This window comes from Spirulina sp. 06S082, from assembly GCF_034932145.1.
Classification (GTDB): domain Bacteria; phylum Cyanobacteriota; class Cyanobacteriia; order Cyanobacteriales; family Spirulinaceae; genus CCY15215.
On the sequence record NZ_JAYGHV010000302.1, the window covers coordinates 1 to 14828 of the forward strand.

At 42.0% G+C, this 14828-nt stretch carries 17 protein-coding genes; 10 read left to right on the plus strand and 7 right to left on the minus strand.

Annotated elements, in window-relative coordinates:
• On the minus strand, positions 1-359 hold a 359-nt coding region (locus VB714_RS19150), incomplete at its 3' end, for a GTP-binding protein (RefSeq protein ID WP_323226269.1).
• Here VB714_RS19150 and VB714_RS19155 point away from each other — a divergent pair.
• Both VB714_RS19155 and VB714_RS19160 read left to right on the plus strand, forming a co-directional pair.
• Positions 358-504, plus strand: a complete 147-nt coding sequence (locus VB714_RS19155; RefSeq protein WP_323226270.1) for a hypothetical protein — start codon at positions 358-360, stop codon at positions 502-504. The genes VB714_RS19150 and VB714_RS19155 overlap by 2 nt on opposite strands.
• A complete protein-coding gene (locus VB714_RS19160) occupies positions 494-1570 on the plus strand; it encodes a mechanosensitive ion channel family protein (RefSeq protein WP_323226271.1) in 1077 nt (358 codons plus the stop codon). The genes VB714_RS19155 and VB714_RS19160 overlap by 11 nt, the downstream gene beginning before the upstream one ends.
• An 8-nt stretch (positions 1571-1578) precedes the next feature.
• Here VB714_RS19160 and glcD read toward each other — a convergent pair whose 3' ends face one another.
• A complete protein-coding gene (gene glcD, locus VB714_RS19165) occupies positions 1579-3060 on the minus strand; it encodes a glycolate oxidase subunit GlcD (RefSeq protein ID WP_323226272.1) in 1482 nt (493 codons plus the stop codon).
• Positions 3061-3299: 239 nt separating this feature from the next.
• On the opposite strand from glcD, the gene VB714_RS19170 reads away from it, so the two are divergent.
• The gene (locus VB714_RS19170; RefSeq protein WP_323226273.1) at positions 3300-5678 is read left to right on the plus strand and encodes an NACHT domain-containing protein; all 2379 of its coding nucleotides are present in this window, start codon (positions 3300-3302) and stop codon (positions 5676-5678) included.
• Positions 5679-5681: 3 nt separating this feature from the next.
• Here VB714_RS19170 and VB714_RS19175 read toward each other — a convergent pair whose 3' ends face one another.
• The 4 genes from VB714_RS19175 to VB714_RS19190 all read right to left on the minus strand — a co-directional run bounded on the left by VB714_RS19175 (position 5682) and on the right by VB714_RS19190 (position 6977).
• Positions 5682-5963 carry a DUF3593 domain-containing protein gene (locus VB714_RS19175; protein WP_204102697.1) on the minus strand — a complete coding sequence of 94 codons (282 nt, stop codon included), beginning with the start codon at positions 5961-5963 and terminating at the stop codon, positions 5682-5684.
• An 11-nt stretch (positions 5964-5974) separates the two neighbouring features.
• Positions 5975-6289, minus strand: a complete 315-nt coding sequence (locus VB714_RS19180; RefSeq protein ID WP_323226274.1) for a DUF2499 domain-containing protein — start codon at positions 6287-6289, stop codon at positions 5975-5977.
• 43 nt (positions 6290-6332) lie between these two features.
• A complete protein-coding gene (locus tag VB714_RS19185) occupies positions 6333-6728 on the minus strand; it encodes a hypothetical protein (protein WP_323226275.1) in 396 nt (131 codons plus the stop codon).
• Between the two features lie 126 nt (positions 6729-6854).
• On the minus strand, positions 6855-6977 hold the full coding sequence (locus VB714_RS19190; RefSeq protein ID WP_323226276.1) for a hypothetical protein: 123 nt from the start codon (positions 6975-6977) through the stop codon (positions 6855-6857).
• Positions 6978-7229: 252 nt separating this feature from the next.
• On the opposite strand from VB714_RS19190, the gene VB714_RS19195 reads away from it, so the two are divergent.
• From VB714_RS19195 to folE, 5 genes are all read left to right on the plus strand, one after another.
• Positions 7230-7925 (plus strand): aldehyde oxygenase (deformylating), encoded by a 696-nt coding sequence (locus VB714_RS19195; RefSeq protein ID WP_323226277.1) that lies wholly within the window; start codon positions 7230-7232, stop codon positions 7923-7925.
• Between the two features lie 145 nt (positions 7926-8070).
• Positions 8071-9102 carry a long-chain acyl-[acyl-carrier-protein] reductase gene (locus VB714_RS19200; protein WP_323226278.1) on the plus strand — a complete coding sequence of 344 codons (1032 nt, stop codon included), beginning with the start codon at positions 8071-8073 and terminating at the stop codon, positions 9100-9102.
• Positions 9103-9105: 3 nt separating this feature from the next.
• Positions 9106-10089 (plus strand): acetyl-CoA carboxylase carboxyl transferase subunit alpha, encoded by a 984-nt coding sequence (gene accA / locus VB714_RS19205; protein ID WP_323226279.1) that lies wholly within the window; start codon positions 9106-9108, stop codon positions 10087-10089.
• A 129-nt stretch (positions 10090-10218) separates the two neighbouring features.
• Positions 10219-10947, plus strand: coding sequence for an SDR family oxidoreductase (locus VB714_RS19210; RefSeq protein ID WP_323226280.1), 729 nt, complete (start codon positions 10219-10221; stop codon positions 10945-10947).
• 51 nt (positions 10948-10998) lie between these two features.
• The gene (gene folE / locus VB714_RS19215; RefSeq protein WP_416309741.1) at positions 10999-11724 is read left to right on the plus strand and encodes a GTP cyclohydrolase I FolE; all 726 of its coding nucleotides are present in this window, start codon (positions 10999-11001) and stop codon (positions 11722-11724) included.
• A 36-nt stretch (positions 11725-11760) separates the two neighbouring features.
• Here folE and VB714_RS19220 read toward each other — a convergent pair whose 3' ends face one another.
• On the minus strand, positions 11761-12387 hold the full coding sequence (locus tag VB714_RS19220; protein WP_323226281.1) for a phosphoribosylanthranilate isomerase: 627 nt from the start codon (positions 12385-12387) through the stop codon (positions 11761-11763).
• Between the two features lie 135 nt (positions 12388-12522).
• Between VB714_RS19220 and VB714_RS19225 the strand changes: the two genes are divergently transcribed.
• Positions 12523-13971: a serine hydrolase gene (locus VB714_RS19225; RefSeq protein ID WP_323226282.1), complete on the plus strand. Its 1449-nt coding sequence runs from the start codon at positions 12523-12525 to the stop codon at positions 13969-13971.
• Positions 13972-13977: 6 nt separating this feature from the next.
• Positions 13978-14828 (plus strand): tetratricopeptide repeat protein (locus VB714_RS19230; protein WP_323226283.1); only part of this gene is annotated, 851 nt, incomplete at its 3' end.

Sequence of the window (14828 nt, forward strand, 5' to 3'; positions counted from 1 at the left end):
TTGGCTAGAGTTTGTGCTTCTACCCCTTGGGACGCATCCACGACTAATAAAGCTCCTTCACAGGCAATCAGCGATCGCGATACCTCATAGGAAAAGTCTACATGACCAGGCGTATCGATAAGATTGAGAACATACTCTTCCCCATCTTCAGCTTTATAGTTCATCCGTGCGGCTTGTAGCTTGATGGTAATGCCTCTTTCTCGCTCTAAATCCATACTATCGAGGAACTGCTCTTTCATTTGGCGCTGCTGTACCGTCCCCGTCACCTGCAAGAGGCGATCGGCAAGGGTTGACTTCCCGTGATCGATATGGGCAATAATGCAGAAGTTACGAATGCGGGAGGTGGAAACGTCGGTCATGGCGTGTACGGGTTGGCCTCAATATTTCTTAATCTATTGTAATATTGTCTTGCACTTTTGGCAGGAAAAGGAAACCAGAATCTCCACTTTACTGCAAAAACTATTACCTGTTGCTCAATTAAAGGAGGAAATTAATGTTCGTTGAAATTCTCGATCGCGAATTTCTTAACAACCAAGTTCTTGATTATATCATTGCCTGTGCTATTATTCTCATTGGCTTGATAACTATTAATATAGTCCGAGCTTTTTTCCTTCAATCTCTAAAGCGATGGGCAAAGCGAACTACCACAACTCTTGACGATAAATTAATCCACATTTCCGAGAAAGCCTTAATTCCTGTTCTCTATCTGGGGACGATTTATCTGGCGATCGACAAACTTAATTTACATCCCATTCTGGAAAGAACTTTGGATGCTATTTTAACGATTATTGCCACTATTTTTGTCATTCAGTTACTTTCCAATATTTCTGAATATCTATTGCGACTATATTTAGTTCGTCAAGATAATCCCAATTTAATGCAAAGTTTTCGGGCAATTATGCCGGCTATTCGCATTGCTTTATGGGCAGTTGGGTTTGTCTTTTTGTTGGATAATTTGGGCTTTGATATTTCTGCTCTCGTTGCCAGCTTAGGAATTGGTGGAGTTGCGATCGCCCTTGCTTCCCAAGGATTACTACAAGACTTGTTTAGCTATTTTTCAATTTTATTAGATCGTCCCTTTGAGTTGGGTGATTTTATTGTGATTGGTGACTATATGGGAACAGTGGATAATATCGGCATTAAAACAACTCGACTTACCAGTTTAACGGGAGAAGAATTAATTATTTCTAATGCCGATCTAACAGCATCTCGACTCCGTAATTTTAAGCGCATGGAAAAAAGACGGATTGTTTTTAAAATTGGCGTTGTTTATCAAACAAGTCCAGAAGAATTAAAAGCAATTCCTGAAATTATCAAAAAAATTATAACTTCTATTCCAGAAGCAACATTCGATCGCGTTCATTTTTCAGACTATGGCGACTTTAGCTTGAACTATGAAATTGTCTACTTTGTTAACAATAACGACTACACCGTTTATATGGATATACAGCAAAATATTAATTTAGCCTTATTTCAAGCCTTTGCTGAGAATGGAATTGAATTTGCCTACCCAACTCATGTTACATATCTACAGCCGACAGACTCAGAGAAGGTACTAGCAAAAGAATGAATGGTCATTCAAAATAATTCTGCTCCTTTAATTGGTGCTATTTGTTGCATATTGGCACGTTCTCCACAAGCGCGAGGGGTGGGAAATAATTTCCCCGGATTAGCCAATCCTTTCGGGTTAAAGGCTTCTCTAACATACTGCATTGATTCTATATCTATTTCATTAAACATTTGGGGCATATAACAGTTTTTATCCGCCCCAATTCCGTGTTCTCCTGATAAACTTCCTCCAGCGTCCACACACAATCTGAGAATTTCTTCCCCAACTTTTTCGACTGCTGCAAACGCACCCGGTTCGCCACCATTGTAGAGAATTAAAGGATGTAAATTACCATCTCCCGCATGAAAAACATTAGCAATTTGATAGCCCGATCGCTCGCTTAATGCCTCAATTTCCCGCAAAACCGCCGCCAATTTCGTGCGAGGAATCACCCCATCTTGTACGAAATAATTAGGACTCATTTTACCCGCCGCCGCAAAAGCAGCTTTTCTTCCTTTCCATAATTTAAGACGAGTTTCGGCATCAGTAGCGGTGGTAATTTCCCGCGCCCCATTTTGAGTACAAAGTTTAGCCACGCGCTGAATATTTCCCTGTACTTCAACTTCTAAACCATCCAATTCAACCAGTAAAATCGCCCCCGCATCTCGAGGATAACAATTAGTCGCCACTACATCCTCAACTGCATTAATACTGAGATTATCCATCATTTCCATTCCCGCAGGAATAATCCCCGCACCGATAATATCTGTCACCGCAGTTCCCGCCGCTTCAATGGTGGCAAAATCCGCAAGAAGAACGCAAATTGATTCGGGAGTTTTCAATATTTTTAAGGTAATTTCCGTCGCAATTCCTAATGTGCCTTCCGATCCGACAAAAACCCCCGTTAAGTCATATCCAGGCATTTCTGGAACTTGCCCGCCAACATCAACAATAGACCCATTAGGAGTAACAATTTTTAAACCCAAAACATGATTTGTGGTAACACCATATTTAAGACAGTGTACGCCCCCCGAATTTTCCGCCACATTGCCCCCAATGGAACAGATAATTTGACTGGAGGGATCTGGAGCGTAGTAAAACCCCGCACCGCTTACCGCTTGTGTCACCCAATTATTAATCACCCCTGGTTGCACGATCGCGCTGCGATTTTCCCAATCAATTTCGAGAATGCGCTTCATTTTTGCCGTGACAATGACCACCCCATTTTCGATGGGTAATGCGCCCCCAGATAGCCCCGTCCCCGAGCCTCGTGCCACCCAAGGTAGATTATAGCGATCGCACAGTTTCACGGCTTCTGCGACCTCTTTTGTCGTCCGAGGAAGCACCACGAGGGCAGGCCGTTGGCGATAGGCCGCTAAACCATCGCATTCATAAGTTAAGAGTTCTTCCTTGCGACGCACGACACAGCCTTTCCCTAGCACTTGCTCAAATTCTCGCACGATCGATTGCCATTGATTTTTCGTTTCGGGGGGACTATTTTTTACAGTCATCGGTCATCGGTCACTCAAAACTATTCTTCCATTGTGGCAAAAAAAAGGATAGGGTGAAAAAAATAGGGAGTTTTTAGCGATTTCTCTAGGCGAGGACATCGAACTCTGTTGCCTTTTCTTGTCTCGCTTCCCCTCTCACACCGCAGATCCTCTTCCGAGGGAAAGTTGTACAATTTATTGGCAGCGAAAGTGAAAAATTTCCGATCTAGCCCGACCTAGATTGACTTCAAAACGTGAATATGGCAGAAGGTGCACAGCAATTGCTGAAAGTGGCGAAGGAAGGTATTGAGAGGGCTAAATCAGCTTGGTTGGCTAAAGCCGGCAAAATTCTTGATTCTCATGGGTTGCAAGTTTCCCTCGCTAGTATTCATAGTTTTCTTCAAGGTCAGCCTCTCGAACGCGAAGATTTTGAACAAATTTGTACTATTTTAGGGTTAAATTGGCAAGAAATTGCCGAAGTATCGCCAATTTCTGGGAATTTTGAACCGGATTCTTCTCCGGAAGAAGCGATCGAACCCGGTATTGGCGCGATCGTGCCTTTGGCAAGAAAAAGAGCTTCCGAAAAAATGCTCGAAGCCTATTGCAAAGTTCAACTGGTTACGGGTCAATGGGTCTCTAGTGAGAGTTTTGAATTTGATGTTTATCAAGTTGACAAAATTCCTCGCGATGTGTATCTGAATTTACCAACATTCCTCAAAATTTGCGATCGCTCCCAAGATTTTGAAAGATTTGGGCTGGGTTATCGCATGGAAAAAATGACCGGAATACAAGCAGTGACAAACTATGCAAAACTCGTCGTTCTTGGTAATTCTGGTGTTGGAAAAACTGTGTTTTTACAATCTCTGATTGTTGCTTGTTGTCGAGGAAAATTTCAAAAGAATTATATTCCTATTTTTTTGGAATTTCATAAATTACCAGATTTAAAAAAAGGAATTGCTGAATATATTCACGATATTTTAGGATTCGACGATCGCGTACACACGGAACAATTACTTAATTATGGGCAGTTTTTTATTATATTTGATGGCATAGATGAAGTTGTCTATCAAGAAAGACGAGATCTACAATATCAATTACGTGCATTTACTCAACACTATTATAAAAATCGTTTTATCATTGCTTGCCGAACGCAAATTACAGATTATACTTTTCCTACATTTACCTATGTTGAAATTTCTGAACTTAATCAAGAACAAATTAAAAAATCCGCAAAAGTTTGTTTTCAAGCCCTGGCTAAATCTCATTCTCAAGGAAAAAAGATAGTTCACCAATTTTTATTAGATTTAGAAGTTCCGGAAAACAAGAAAATGCTGGAATTTTCTATGTATCCTATTTGGTTAAATTTAATTTGTGCTATTTTTTATGAAAACAAAAAATTGCCTTCAAGATTTTTCAACTTATACGAACAAGGATTAAAGTTGATTTTTGAGATCGAAGATATTGAAGCAGAAGATGAACTAACTTTAATTCAGCAAGAACTTGGAGTCGAACAAAAATTAGATTTATTGTATTATCTAAGTGTCTTGACATTTACTAAAAAAGAGTTGTTTTTTGAACGCGATCGCATTTGTGTTTATATTACACATTATTTTTCCGATCCTCTTTCTCAAAACAAGAAAAAAGAGAGAGAAATCTTGCTTAAAAAAAGTAGAAAGATTTTAAATATTATCGAAAAGCACAATTATATTATTGTTGAAAGAACGCAAAAATATTATGCTTTTTCTAATCTTGGTCTTCAAGAATACCTTATTGGCAGATTTTTATTAAAACATTTTGAACCCAATAATTTGTCAAAAGAGCTAGATCATTTCGATCGTTTAACTTGGAACGATCTCTTTATTCTTGCAGTGGGAAGCATGGAATATGTTGATGATTTTGTCTTACAAATAAAATGGAGAATTGATAATATTATTGCCAAGGACAAAAAATTACAAATTTTTCTTTCATGGGTTCATCAAAAATCTATTTTTGTACAAACACCGTATAAAGTTTCCGCAGTTCGTGCTTTTTACTTTTCCCAAGCAATTAATCCAATGTTCGATCCGAAATTATCTCATCCTCTTGATTTTTCTCATGCAGTAAATCGTGGTTTAAAGATATCTATTCACGATCGCTCTTTGGCTTGCAATTTGGATCGAGATTTAGATTATGCTTTTAATCACCAAACAATTAATGAGTTAGCACCAGATTTTATTATTGATTTAATTCTGGATTCTTTATTGGTAACTTATGCTCACGATTTAGATTTGTTTCTGACTTTTACAGAAGATCGTAATATAGAAATTAGTGGCGATCTTAAACACGCTTTAGAACGATTTCGCGATCAACTTCCCGACATCGATCGCGATCGCATTCACTATCAAGAATGGTGGAAAGAAAACGGCGAAATTTGGACGAGAAATTTAAGACTTGCTATCATTGAACACCGGAATATTGGTTATGATTGGCAATTTGGCTCGGAACAAAAAAATATTCTCAAACAATATTATAATTCAATTAAGTTACTGGTTGAGTGTATCTATAGAACGCCGAAAATTACTGATGAAACAATCCAGGAAATTGAAGATACAATTCTATTGCCGATCGCCGAAATTGATAAAAGAGGATTAGGGAATTGATAATTATTCATTTTTCAAGGCTTGGCGAAATCCGAGAACGACTAAAATATTAGAAAAGGTTAAAAATAATTCTGCACTACCATGCAGCCAATCTATATCAGCTAGAGGAAGATTGTAAGCAATTTTGGCATAAATTCCGGCCGGAATTGTGACAAAGACAAAAACTAATAAGACATAAAAACCAATCAATGCCAGTCGAGGGGCTTTTTGCGATCGCGTTAAAAACCACAAGAATCCCAAATAAGGAAAGAGAGAAAGCGCAAATAATGTATCTTTAGAGAACATTTTTTTCTAATCTAATTTTCTTCTAATTTTTCTGAACGAGACGATCGCCATAATCCCCATGCAGCCAAACAAAGGGTACTATTCCCCAAAACTGTTGTCGCAGCTTGCAGCGTCACCAACCACTCCAAAGAGGCAAGATTCTCGAAAAAATGCCACGTACAAGCACACATTGCACTCACAAATGCAGGTAACATTGCTAAAGCGAACCATTTCCAAGCGCGATCGCCTTGGATTTCGCCATAGCGCCAGATTAACCAAATCGCGACGATCCATTCGATCACGCTGGAAACATGAACGATCCACGTTGGGATAGAAAGAGAGTGCATACAATCTTTAATTTTTCCTGATTTTCCTTATTTATCATACAGGCTAAGAGTCTCTTTTTAAATTTTTGATAGCTTTAAAGCCTTCCCATGTTTGACTGAGAAATGTAGTGGGAATAATTAAGCCAACAGGAGAACCACCTTGTAATAAACTAAAAATACCGGCTATCGCATTGATTCCCATAAATCCAACTGCAATTCCTAATGCAATTATTGATTTTCGTTGTACGAAGAAGCCTAGCAATAAATAAAATGCACCAAATATAAAGGCTGCAAAGGCAATAATAATACCACCGGGTATTGCCGCACTCGAAAAACTCGCAAATAACGCCAATAATCCTAGAAAGATGCTTAGGACTCCAACTGCATAAGTAGCACGATAAGCAGCAGCTAATTTTTTCAGATATTCTGATTTTAAATCATTTTTTTGGTGCTGTTCCATATTGTTTGATCCTCCTTCTTAATAATACTTTATAGCGATCGCCAAAGCCAAATTATGTTTTTTTACCATTTTCTGTATTTTTTGTCAATCAAAATCAAGCTCTATTTTCATCATTTTAATTTTTATTTAATGCTGTCCCAATGAACAAGTGCGATCGCAAATATCGGGTTGAGAATAACAAACCAGAGACTGAGGGACAATGAAAAGCCCTCCCAAGAGGTCGAGTTGATTGAACAGAAGATGAATCACGACGGAACAAATTTGTGATAGAATCTGGGGCAAACCCCCAATAAAGTCAAAATCTCCTGTGAATCCTTTTAGGTGTAACAGCGAGAGTATCAAACTATCAGATTAAGATAGGGATGAAGAAAATCCGGGTCACAGTCTTCTCGGTTTTACGTCCCTAGCGCAGGAAAAATGTCTCTCGAGACATACACCCCACCCCCAACAACAACGTTAGGATCGGGTGAATTTTAGAAAAAAATAGGAGATCCGTTACCAATGCAGGAACTTGCAGTTCGTCCGACATTTGATTTTACAAGCGAAACTTACAAAGACGCATATAGCCGCATCAATGCCATTGTGATTGAAGGGGAGCGAGAAGCCCACAGCAATTACCTCTCCATGGGCGAACTGTTACCCGACTATAAAGATGAGTTAGTCAAACTCGCCAAAATGGAGAAACGCCATGAAAAAGGGTTCACCGCTTGCGGCAACAACCTGAAAGTTACTCCGGATATGGACTTTGCTAGAGAGTATTTTTCTCAACTCCACGGCAATTTCCAAAACGCCTATGCCCAAGGAAAACTCGTCACCTGCTTCCTGATTCAATCTTTAATTATTGAAGCCTTTGCGATCGCCGCCTACCATAAATATATCCCCGTCGCCGATGACTTCGCCAAAAAAATTACGGAAAAAGTTGTCCAAGACGAATACACCCACCTCAATTTCGGAGAAAAATGGCTGCAAGCGCATTTTGAAGAAGCCAAAACAGAACTCGAGGAAGCCAACAAGCAAAACCTGCCCCTCGTTTGGAAAATGCTCAACCAAGTCACTGATGATGCTCTTGTTCTCGGCATGGAAAAAGAAGAACTGATCGAAGACTTCATGATGAGTTACGGTGATGCTCTAGCCAATATCGGCTTCTCCCCCCGCGAACTCATGAAAATGTCTGCTTATGGCTTGAGTGCTGCTTAATCAAACCCTTGAAAAACCATAAATAGGGGCAATCCGATGCGATCGCCCCTATTTTGCGACCAAATTTTGCTACCATCTTAGAAAGTCTTTACTTTTTTTTAACTTTAGATTAACGCCCGATACGAGGTTTCATAGCGAGCAATCAATGTTTGGTCTTATCGGTCATCTTACTAGCCTAGAACACGCTCAAGCCGTTGCCCACAAACTCGGGTATCCCGAATATGGCAATCAAGGATTAGACTTTTGGTGTTCCGCGCCCCCGCAAATCATCGATGATATTACTGTCAAGAGCATAACAGGACAAACGATTCAAGGAAAATACGTTGAATCGTGCTTTCTGCCAGAAATGCTCTCTCAAAAACGTATTAAAACTGCCATTCGGAAAATTCTCAATGCGATGGCTTGCGCGCAAAAAAACAATATTGAAATTACAGCCCTTGGTGGATTTTCCTCCATCATTTTCGAGAATTTCAATCTTAAACAAAACAAGCAAGTGCGCGGTGTAGAACTAGATTTTTCCCACTTCACCACCGGAAATACCCACACGGCTTATATTATCTGTCGGCAAGTGGAAGCAGCATCTCAAGCAATTGGCATTGACCTTGCTCAAGCAACGGTTGCGGTTTGTGGGGCAACAGGAGACATTGGCAGTGGCGTTTGTCGCTGGCTCGATCGCAAGACCAATGTACAAGAGCTATTGTTAATTGCTCGCAACCAAGAACGCTTGCAAAACCTGCAAAATGAATTGGGAAGAGGAAAAATACTCAGCCTGGAAGAAGCATTACCCCTTGCCGATATTGTCGTTTGGGTTGCCAGTATGCCTCGAGGCATAGATATTGGGGAAATTCCTCTGAAAAATCCCTGTTTATTGATTGATGGGGGCTATCCCAAAAATCTAGATACAAAAATCCAACAGCCTGGGGTTCATATCCTCAAAGGGGGTATTGTTGAACATTCCCTCGATATCGACTGGAAAATCATGGAAATCGTGGAAATGGATTCTCCCGATCGCCAGTTATTCGCCTGTTTTGCTGAAGGAATGCTCTTGGAATTTGAGAAGTGGCACACCAATTTCTCTTGGGGACGCAATCAAATCACTGTCGAAAAAATGGAGAAAATTGGCGCAGTCTCTATTAAACATGGCTTCAAACCCTATTTACTGAAAACTGGTAACTGAATAATGCCCGCAACACAGAATCGACCATTTTTATTGGATTTTGAAAAACCTCTGAAGGAATTGGAATCGAAGATCGACCAAATTCGCGAACTTGCCCGGGAAAATAATGTTGATGTTTCTCAAGAAATTCGCGACTTGGAAGCTAAGGCGGAACAGTTACGAGAGGAAATTTTTAGTACCCTCAGTCCTTCCCAACGGCTCAAACTCGCCCGTCATCCCCGTCGCCCCTCGACTTTGGATTATATTCAAGCCATTAGCGATGATTGGCTCGAACTCCACGGCGATCGCGGCGGTTATGACGACCCTGCCCTAGTTGGCGGTGTAGGGCGTTTGGGGGGAATGCCCGTGGTGATGATGGGACACCAAAAAGGCCGAGATACAAAAGATAATGTCGCTCGCAATTTTGGCATGGCTTCCCCAGGAGGCTATCGCAAAGCCATCCGTTTAATGGAACACGCCAACCGCTTCCGAATGCCAATTTTAACCTTTATTGATACCCCTGGTGCTTGGGCAGGAGTCGAAGCGGAGGAATTAGGACAGGGAGAAGCGATCGCCTATAATCTTCGGGAAATGTTTAGTTTTGATGTTCCCATTCTCTGTACTGTCATTGGTGAAGGAGGATCCGGGGGCGCATTGGGTATTGGTGTTGGCGATCGCCTCCTCATGTTTGAACACGCCGTCTATACCGTCGCTACCCCTGAAGCCTGTGCCGCTATTCTTTGGAAAGATGCGGGAAAAGCCCCTCAAGCGGCAGCAGCCCTGAAAATCACCGCTCGAGATTTAAAAGATTTGGGCATTCTTGATATTATTCTTCCCGAACCCTCCAGTGGCGCTCATGCCGATCCCCTCGGGGCTGCGGGTATTCTCAAAGAAGCGCTAGAACAGAATCTAGAAACCCTATTAACCCTCACTCCTCAACAGCGAAAAGATTTGCGCTACCAAAAATTTCGGCAAATTGGCAAATTTAATTTGGGAAATGGAGAGTAGGGAATCAATTCCTGATTATTCAGGACTAATCTCAAACTGCTATACTAAGAAAAGTAACATTTGTTTACAATATTTTTGGTTCGAGAAATTAGCTTGCTATTTCTCTAGAGCCTTAGCTGTAAAGGTTTGATGAATTACAAATCAAGTAAAAATCGTGCTGCGATCACTGGTGCGAGTAGCGGTATTGGGAAGGCGACTGCTCTAGCTTTTGCCGGAGCCGGAATTGACGTTGCTTTGGTCAGTCGTTCCCGAGAGAAACTTCAAGCTGTTGTTGAAGAAGCACAAGCATTAGGAGTTGAAGCTAAAGCCTACGTTGTAGACTTAGCCAAAATCGAGAATGTCAGAACAGAAATAGAGGCGATCGCCGCCGATTTCGCTCCTATTGATATTTTGGTTAATAATGCAGGTATGGGCTACACGGGAACATTAAGTGAAACTTCTCTAGCAGATTGGCAGCAGGTTCTCGACCTCAATCTCACAAGTGTGTTCCAAGCTATTGTTGGTATTTTACCCTCCATGCGCGATCGCGGCAAAGGCACAATTATCAATGTTGCCTCGATCGCCGGAAAAACTCCCTTCCCCGGTTGGGGTGCTTACAGTGTCAGTAAAGCCGGATTAATAGCTCTCTCAAAAACCTTAGCGGCTGAAGAACGTCCGAATGGTATTCGCGTCGTTACATTTTCTCCAGGTGCGGTAAACACTCCCATTTGGGATACCGAAACAGTGAGCGCCGATTTAGATCGCGCTGCCATGCTGACCCCAGAAACTGTCGCTCAATCCATTCTTCATACTGCCTTGTTACCCGATGGGGCGGCGATCGAAGATATTACCTTAATGCCCAGTGGTGGTGCTTTTTAAGAGTTTTTTACCAGCGCTACCTCCCTATTCAGATTTTTCCCTAACTTTACCATGACTATTGCTACTTCTAACGGGGCTAACCCTTCTAATTCTTCTACTTTCAATAGCAACAATCTTTCGAGTCAGAGTTCCCACCGAGAGATGCTAAGTTGTCCCGATCGCATTACTCACAATGGCCAACCGGCTGAAGTTCGCCCCGTCTCAGAAGAAGCCAAAGTTGAGATGATGGATGCCGTGCGAAAAATATTGGAAGGAGTAGGAGAAGATCCCGAACGAGAAGGACTCCTAAAAACACCTAAGCGCGTGGCAGAAGCCATGCAATTTCTCACCCAAGGATACAACCAATCTTTAGAAAAGCTCGTCAACGGTGCCATTTTTGACGAGGGACACAATGAGATGGTACTGGTGCGAGATATTGATTTCTTTAGCCTCTGCGAACATCATATGTTGCCTTTTATGGGACGCGCTCATGTTGCCTATATTCCCAATCAAAAGGTGGTTGGATTAAGTAAATTGGCTCGCATTGTAGAAATGTATTCGCGTCGCCTGCAAGTTCAAGAAAGATTAACTCGCCAAGTGGCTGAAGCGATCCAGGAAATTTTAGATCCCCAAGGGGTTGCGGTTGTCATGGAAGCCTCTCATATGTGTATGTCCATGCGCGGCGTGCAAAAACCCGGTTCTTGGACGGTGACAAGTGCCATGATTGGTGTCTTTCAAGATGAACAAAAAACTCGCGAAGAGTTCTTAAGTTTAATTCGCCATCAACCTAGTTTTTAGATGAGGGATAAGGAAGTGGCGATCGGTAACGATCCTTCATTTCCTTAATTTGGCAAACAATTCGGCAACTTTGTTTAAATCTTTATTCCCTGGCGATCGCTCTACTCCACTGGATAAGTCAATGCCATTAGGGTTTATTTGACTGAGGGCTGCCAGAATATTATCTGGCGCGAGTCCTCCCGCTAAAAACCAAGGCTTTGTAGATTGAAAATCTTGTAATAGTTGCCAATCAAGGGTTTTTCCCGTTCCTCCCCGTTGATGGGGGTGATAGGCATCAAGGAGCAGAGTATCGATCGCCGAGGAATAATTGTTGGCGCGATCGAGATCCGTCGGGTCTTTGATCCGCAAGGCTTTAATTAATTCTATTTTGGGAAGATGTTGGCGCAGTTGCAGGCAAAATTCTGGAGACTCATCGCCGTGGAGTTGAACGCCAGTAAGCCCTGTAGTGTTCGCGATCGCCGCGATCGCCTCAATATCGGTATTGACAAAAACGCCGATTTTATCAATGTCTGGGGGGAGTTGTGGGATAATAGCGCTCATGTTCCGAGGCGAAAGATAGCGCGGCGATTGTTCAGCGCAGATAAATCCGAGTGCTGTCGCTCCTAATTCCGCGATCGCGCGCCCCTGCTTTGCTTCAGTAATGCCACAAATTTTAATCCGCATTTTTCCCTAATTTTATCGCAAATTGCAAATTGCAAATTAATAATTAATAATTGATAATTAATAATTGCTAACTAATAATCAATGCCCCCCGACGACTCATTTCGCAGAAAGAGAAAGCGCCCTCGAGATCGTTCTTTGCCTTCGCTCAATTCAGTTAAACACAAGGCTCAAAGTCAAAACAACCGAGATCGGGCGTTACCACCTGCATCACCTCCCTTCGAGCCCAGTAAGTTTCCCGAATTTCCCAAGCGGTTGCGCCCATTGCGATCGAATCGTTCTCGTTTGCGAAGCACTCGTAGTAATGTAACAGGCGATCGCGATATTGCTCCAGTCCAACCGACTGAGTTTAATTCCTCGCGAGAAGGCGATCGGGCTGGGTTGCCCAGAAGACAACCATCAAATCGCCCCTCGTCTTCACGTCAACGGGAGCCATTATCGGCACAGGAGCGTTGGGAAGCGCGGGTTAATAATACTTCTGCTCTTGCCGTTGTGTCGAAGCCGTCAGCTTCTTCTCCTTCTTTTTCTTATTTACTCTTGTTGTATGGAGTCCGCTTTGTCATCTTGGGGATCGGGTTAGGCGCGATCGCGGGAACGTTGATCGCCACAATTGCCCCATACCGTCAAATCGATCGGGTACAAGCATCGATTTCATCTCCAGAAGAAAAAGAGTTCGATCCCTTAGCTGCTGCTTTATCTGTGCCATTAGGGGAGGAAATCCTACCGCTCAAAACTAAAATTGAGGCGATCGCCCAGCAAAATCCTCGCTACGATCTGGGAGTATTTTTACTGGATTTGGACACAAAAGCCTACGTTAATTGGCAAGGAATCAAACAGTTTTCTGCGGCGAGTACCATTAAAGCTCCCATTTTGGTTGCTTTTTTTCAAGAGATTGATGCTCGTCAAGTGCGCCTTAACGAAACATTAATTATGGATGAAGAGTCAAGGGTGGGAGAAGCTGGGCGAATGCAATACCAACCGGTGGGTAGTAAGTTTTCGGCCAAGGAAACGGTGGAAAAAATGATTGTTGTCAGTGACAATACGGCAACTAACATGATTATCAAACGTTTAGGAGGGATTGAAGCTCTTAATCGTCGTTTTCTCGAATGGGGGCTAACCTCCACAACCATGAGGGAACTTCTCCCAGATGTTAGCGGCACAAATTTAACCAGTCCTGTCGATCTGGCCAATGTTTTAGTAATGGTCAATCAAGGGAAGTTAGTGTCATTGCGATCGCGCGATCGGTTGCTCAACATTATGAAGCAAGTTGAAAATCGACAGTTATTACCGCAAGGATTAGAACCAGGAGCAAGTATTGCTCATAAAACAGGGAATATTGGTTCTTTAATTGCTGATGCGGGTTTAATTGACACGCCAACAGGAAAGCGTTATATTATCGTTGTTATGGTTAAACGAGAATATAATGATCCCCAGGCTCAGGAGTTAATTAAACAAATCTCTAGGGAGACATATCAGTATTTTAATCAGAGGACACCCACTCCCAATACCACAATTGTGCCAAGAGAAGAGAGAGAGTCTGTTGCATTGAAACATTCAGCAAATATCGAAGGTTTTAGAGATCGTTAATCAACTATGAAATTGCCAATACTTGCACTATTAGCCACGAGTTTATCCGGTTCTCCAACATTTTTGGAAAGTCTACCAACAGCGCAAATTTCTGCACCTAATTTGCCCGTATCTTCTTGGGAAATTGCCCATTACGATCCCAGTACAATGGAGTCTTTAGATCGTGCTATTCTTGCCGATCCCAATAATGCAGAGGCTTATCATCATCGCGGTTTACTTTGGATTCATGTAGAAGATTATCCCAAAGCGATTGCCGATTTTAGCGAGGTGATTCGCATTGAACCGAATAATTCTCAAGCCTATAACTATCGAGGGACGGCGTTATTTTGGAGCCGACAATATGATGAGGCACTCGATGATTATAATCGCGCCATTGAACTCGATGAAAACCTAGCAACTGCCTATTTTAATCGCGGTTATTTGCATCGACAATTTGGGCGCATTCAGGAGGCGATCGCCGATTTTAGACGCGGTGCAGAATTATCTCGGCAACAAAAAGATAATGATGCTTATCAACAGGCTTTAGAAATTCTTAGCGACCTGGAAAAAACTCCTCAATTAAGTTTATCGGCATTGTTCGATCGCGGCAGGGAAAAACTGCAACGGGGAGATTTTTTAGGCGCAGTTTCTGACTTTAATCAAATTTTACCCCAGACTAATAGCAAAAGTCAAGTTTATTATTCCCTTGGATTAGCACAAATGGGTTTAGAAGATTATCGCGGTGCGATCGCTTATTTTGATGCGGCAATTCGGGACAATTCTCGCTTTGTTGAAGCCTATAATCAACGAGGGGAAGCGTTGATAAGGTTGGAAGATTGGCAAACTGCATTAATGGATTTTAATCTCGCTTTAGAACT

Bases quoted from the DNA above. Each gene is read 5' to 3' on its own strand.
- VB714_RS19175 (WP_204102697.1), bottom strand. From the start codon at position 5,963: ATGTTCTCTAAAGATACATTATTTGCGCTTTCTCTCTTTCCTTATTTG.
- VB714_RS19195 (WP_323226277.1), top strand. From the start codon at position 7,230: ATGCAGGAACTTGCAGTTCGTCCGACATTTGATTTTACAAGCGAAACT.
- VB714_RS19200 (WP_323226278.1), top strand. From the start codon at position 8,071: ATGTTTGGTCTTATCGGTCATCTTACTAGCCTAGAACACGCTCAAGCC.
- VB714_RS19180 (WP_323226274.1), bottom strand. From the start codon at position 6,289: ATGCACTCTCTTTCTATCCCAACGTGGATCGTTCATGTTTCCAGCGTG.
- VB714_RS19220 (WP_323226281.1), bottom strand. From the start codon at position 12,387: ATGCGGATTAAAATTTGTGGCATTACTGAAGCAAAGCAGGGGCGCGCG.
- VB714_RS19155 (WP_323226270.1), top strand. From the start codon at position 358: ATGGCGTGTACGGGTTGGCCTCAATATTTCTTAATCTATTGTAATATT.
- VB714_RS19160 (WP_323226271.1), top strand. From the start codon at position 494: ATGTTCGTTGAAATTCTCGATCGCGAATTTCTTAACAACCAAGTTCTT.
- glcD (WP_323226272.1), bottom strand. From the start codon at position 3,060: ATGACTGTAAAAAATAGTCCCCCCGAAACGAAAAATCAATGGCAATCG.
- VB714_RS19210 (WP_323226280.1), top strand. From the start codon at position 10,219: ATGAATTACAAATCAAGTAAAAATCGTGCTGCGATCACTGGTGCGAGT.
- VB714_RS19170 (WP_323226273.1), top strand. From the start codon at position 3,300: ATGGCAGAAGGTGCACAGCAATTGCTGAAAGTGGCGAAGGAAGGTATT.
- accA (WP_323226279.1), top strand. From the start codon at position 9,106: ATGCCCGCAACACAGAATCGACCATTTTTATTGGATTTTGAAAAACCT.
- folE (WP_416309741.1), top strand. From the start codon at position 10,999: ATGACTATTGCTACTTCTAACGGGGCTAACCCTTCTAATTCTTCTACT.
- VB714_RS19185 (WP_323226275.1), bottom strand. From the start codon at position 6,728: ATGGAACAGCACCAAAAAAATGATTTAAAATCAGAATATCTGAAAAAA.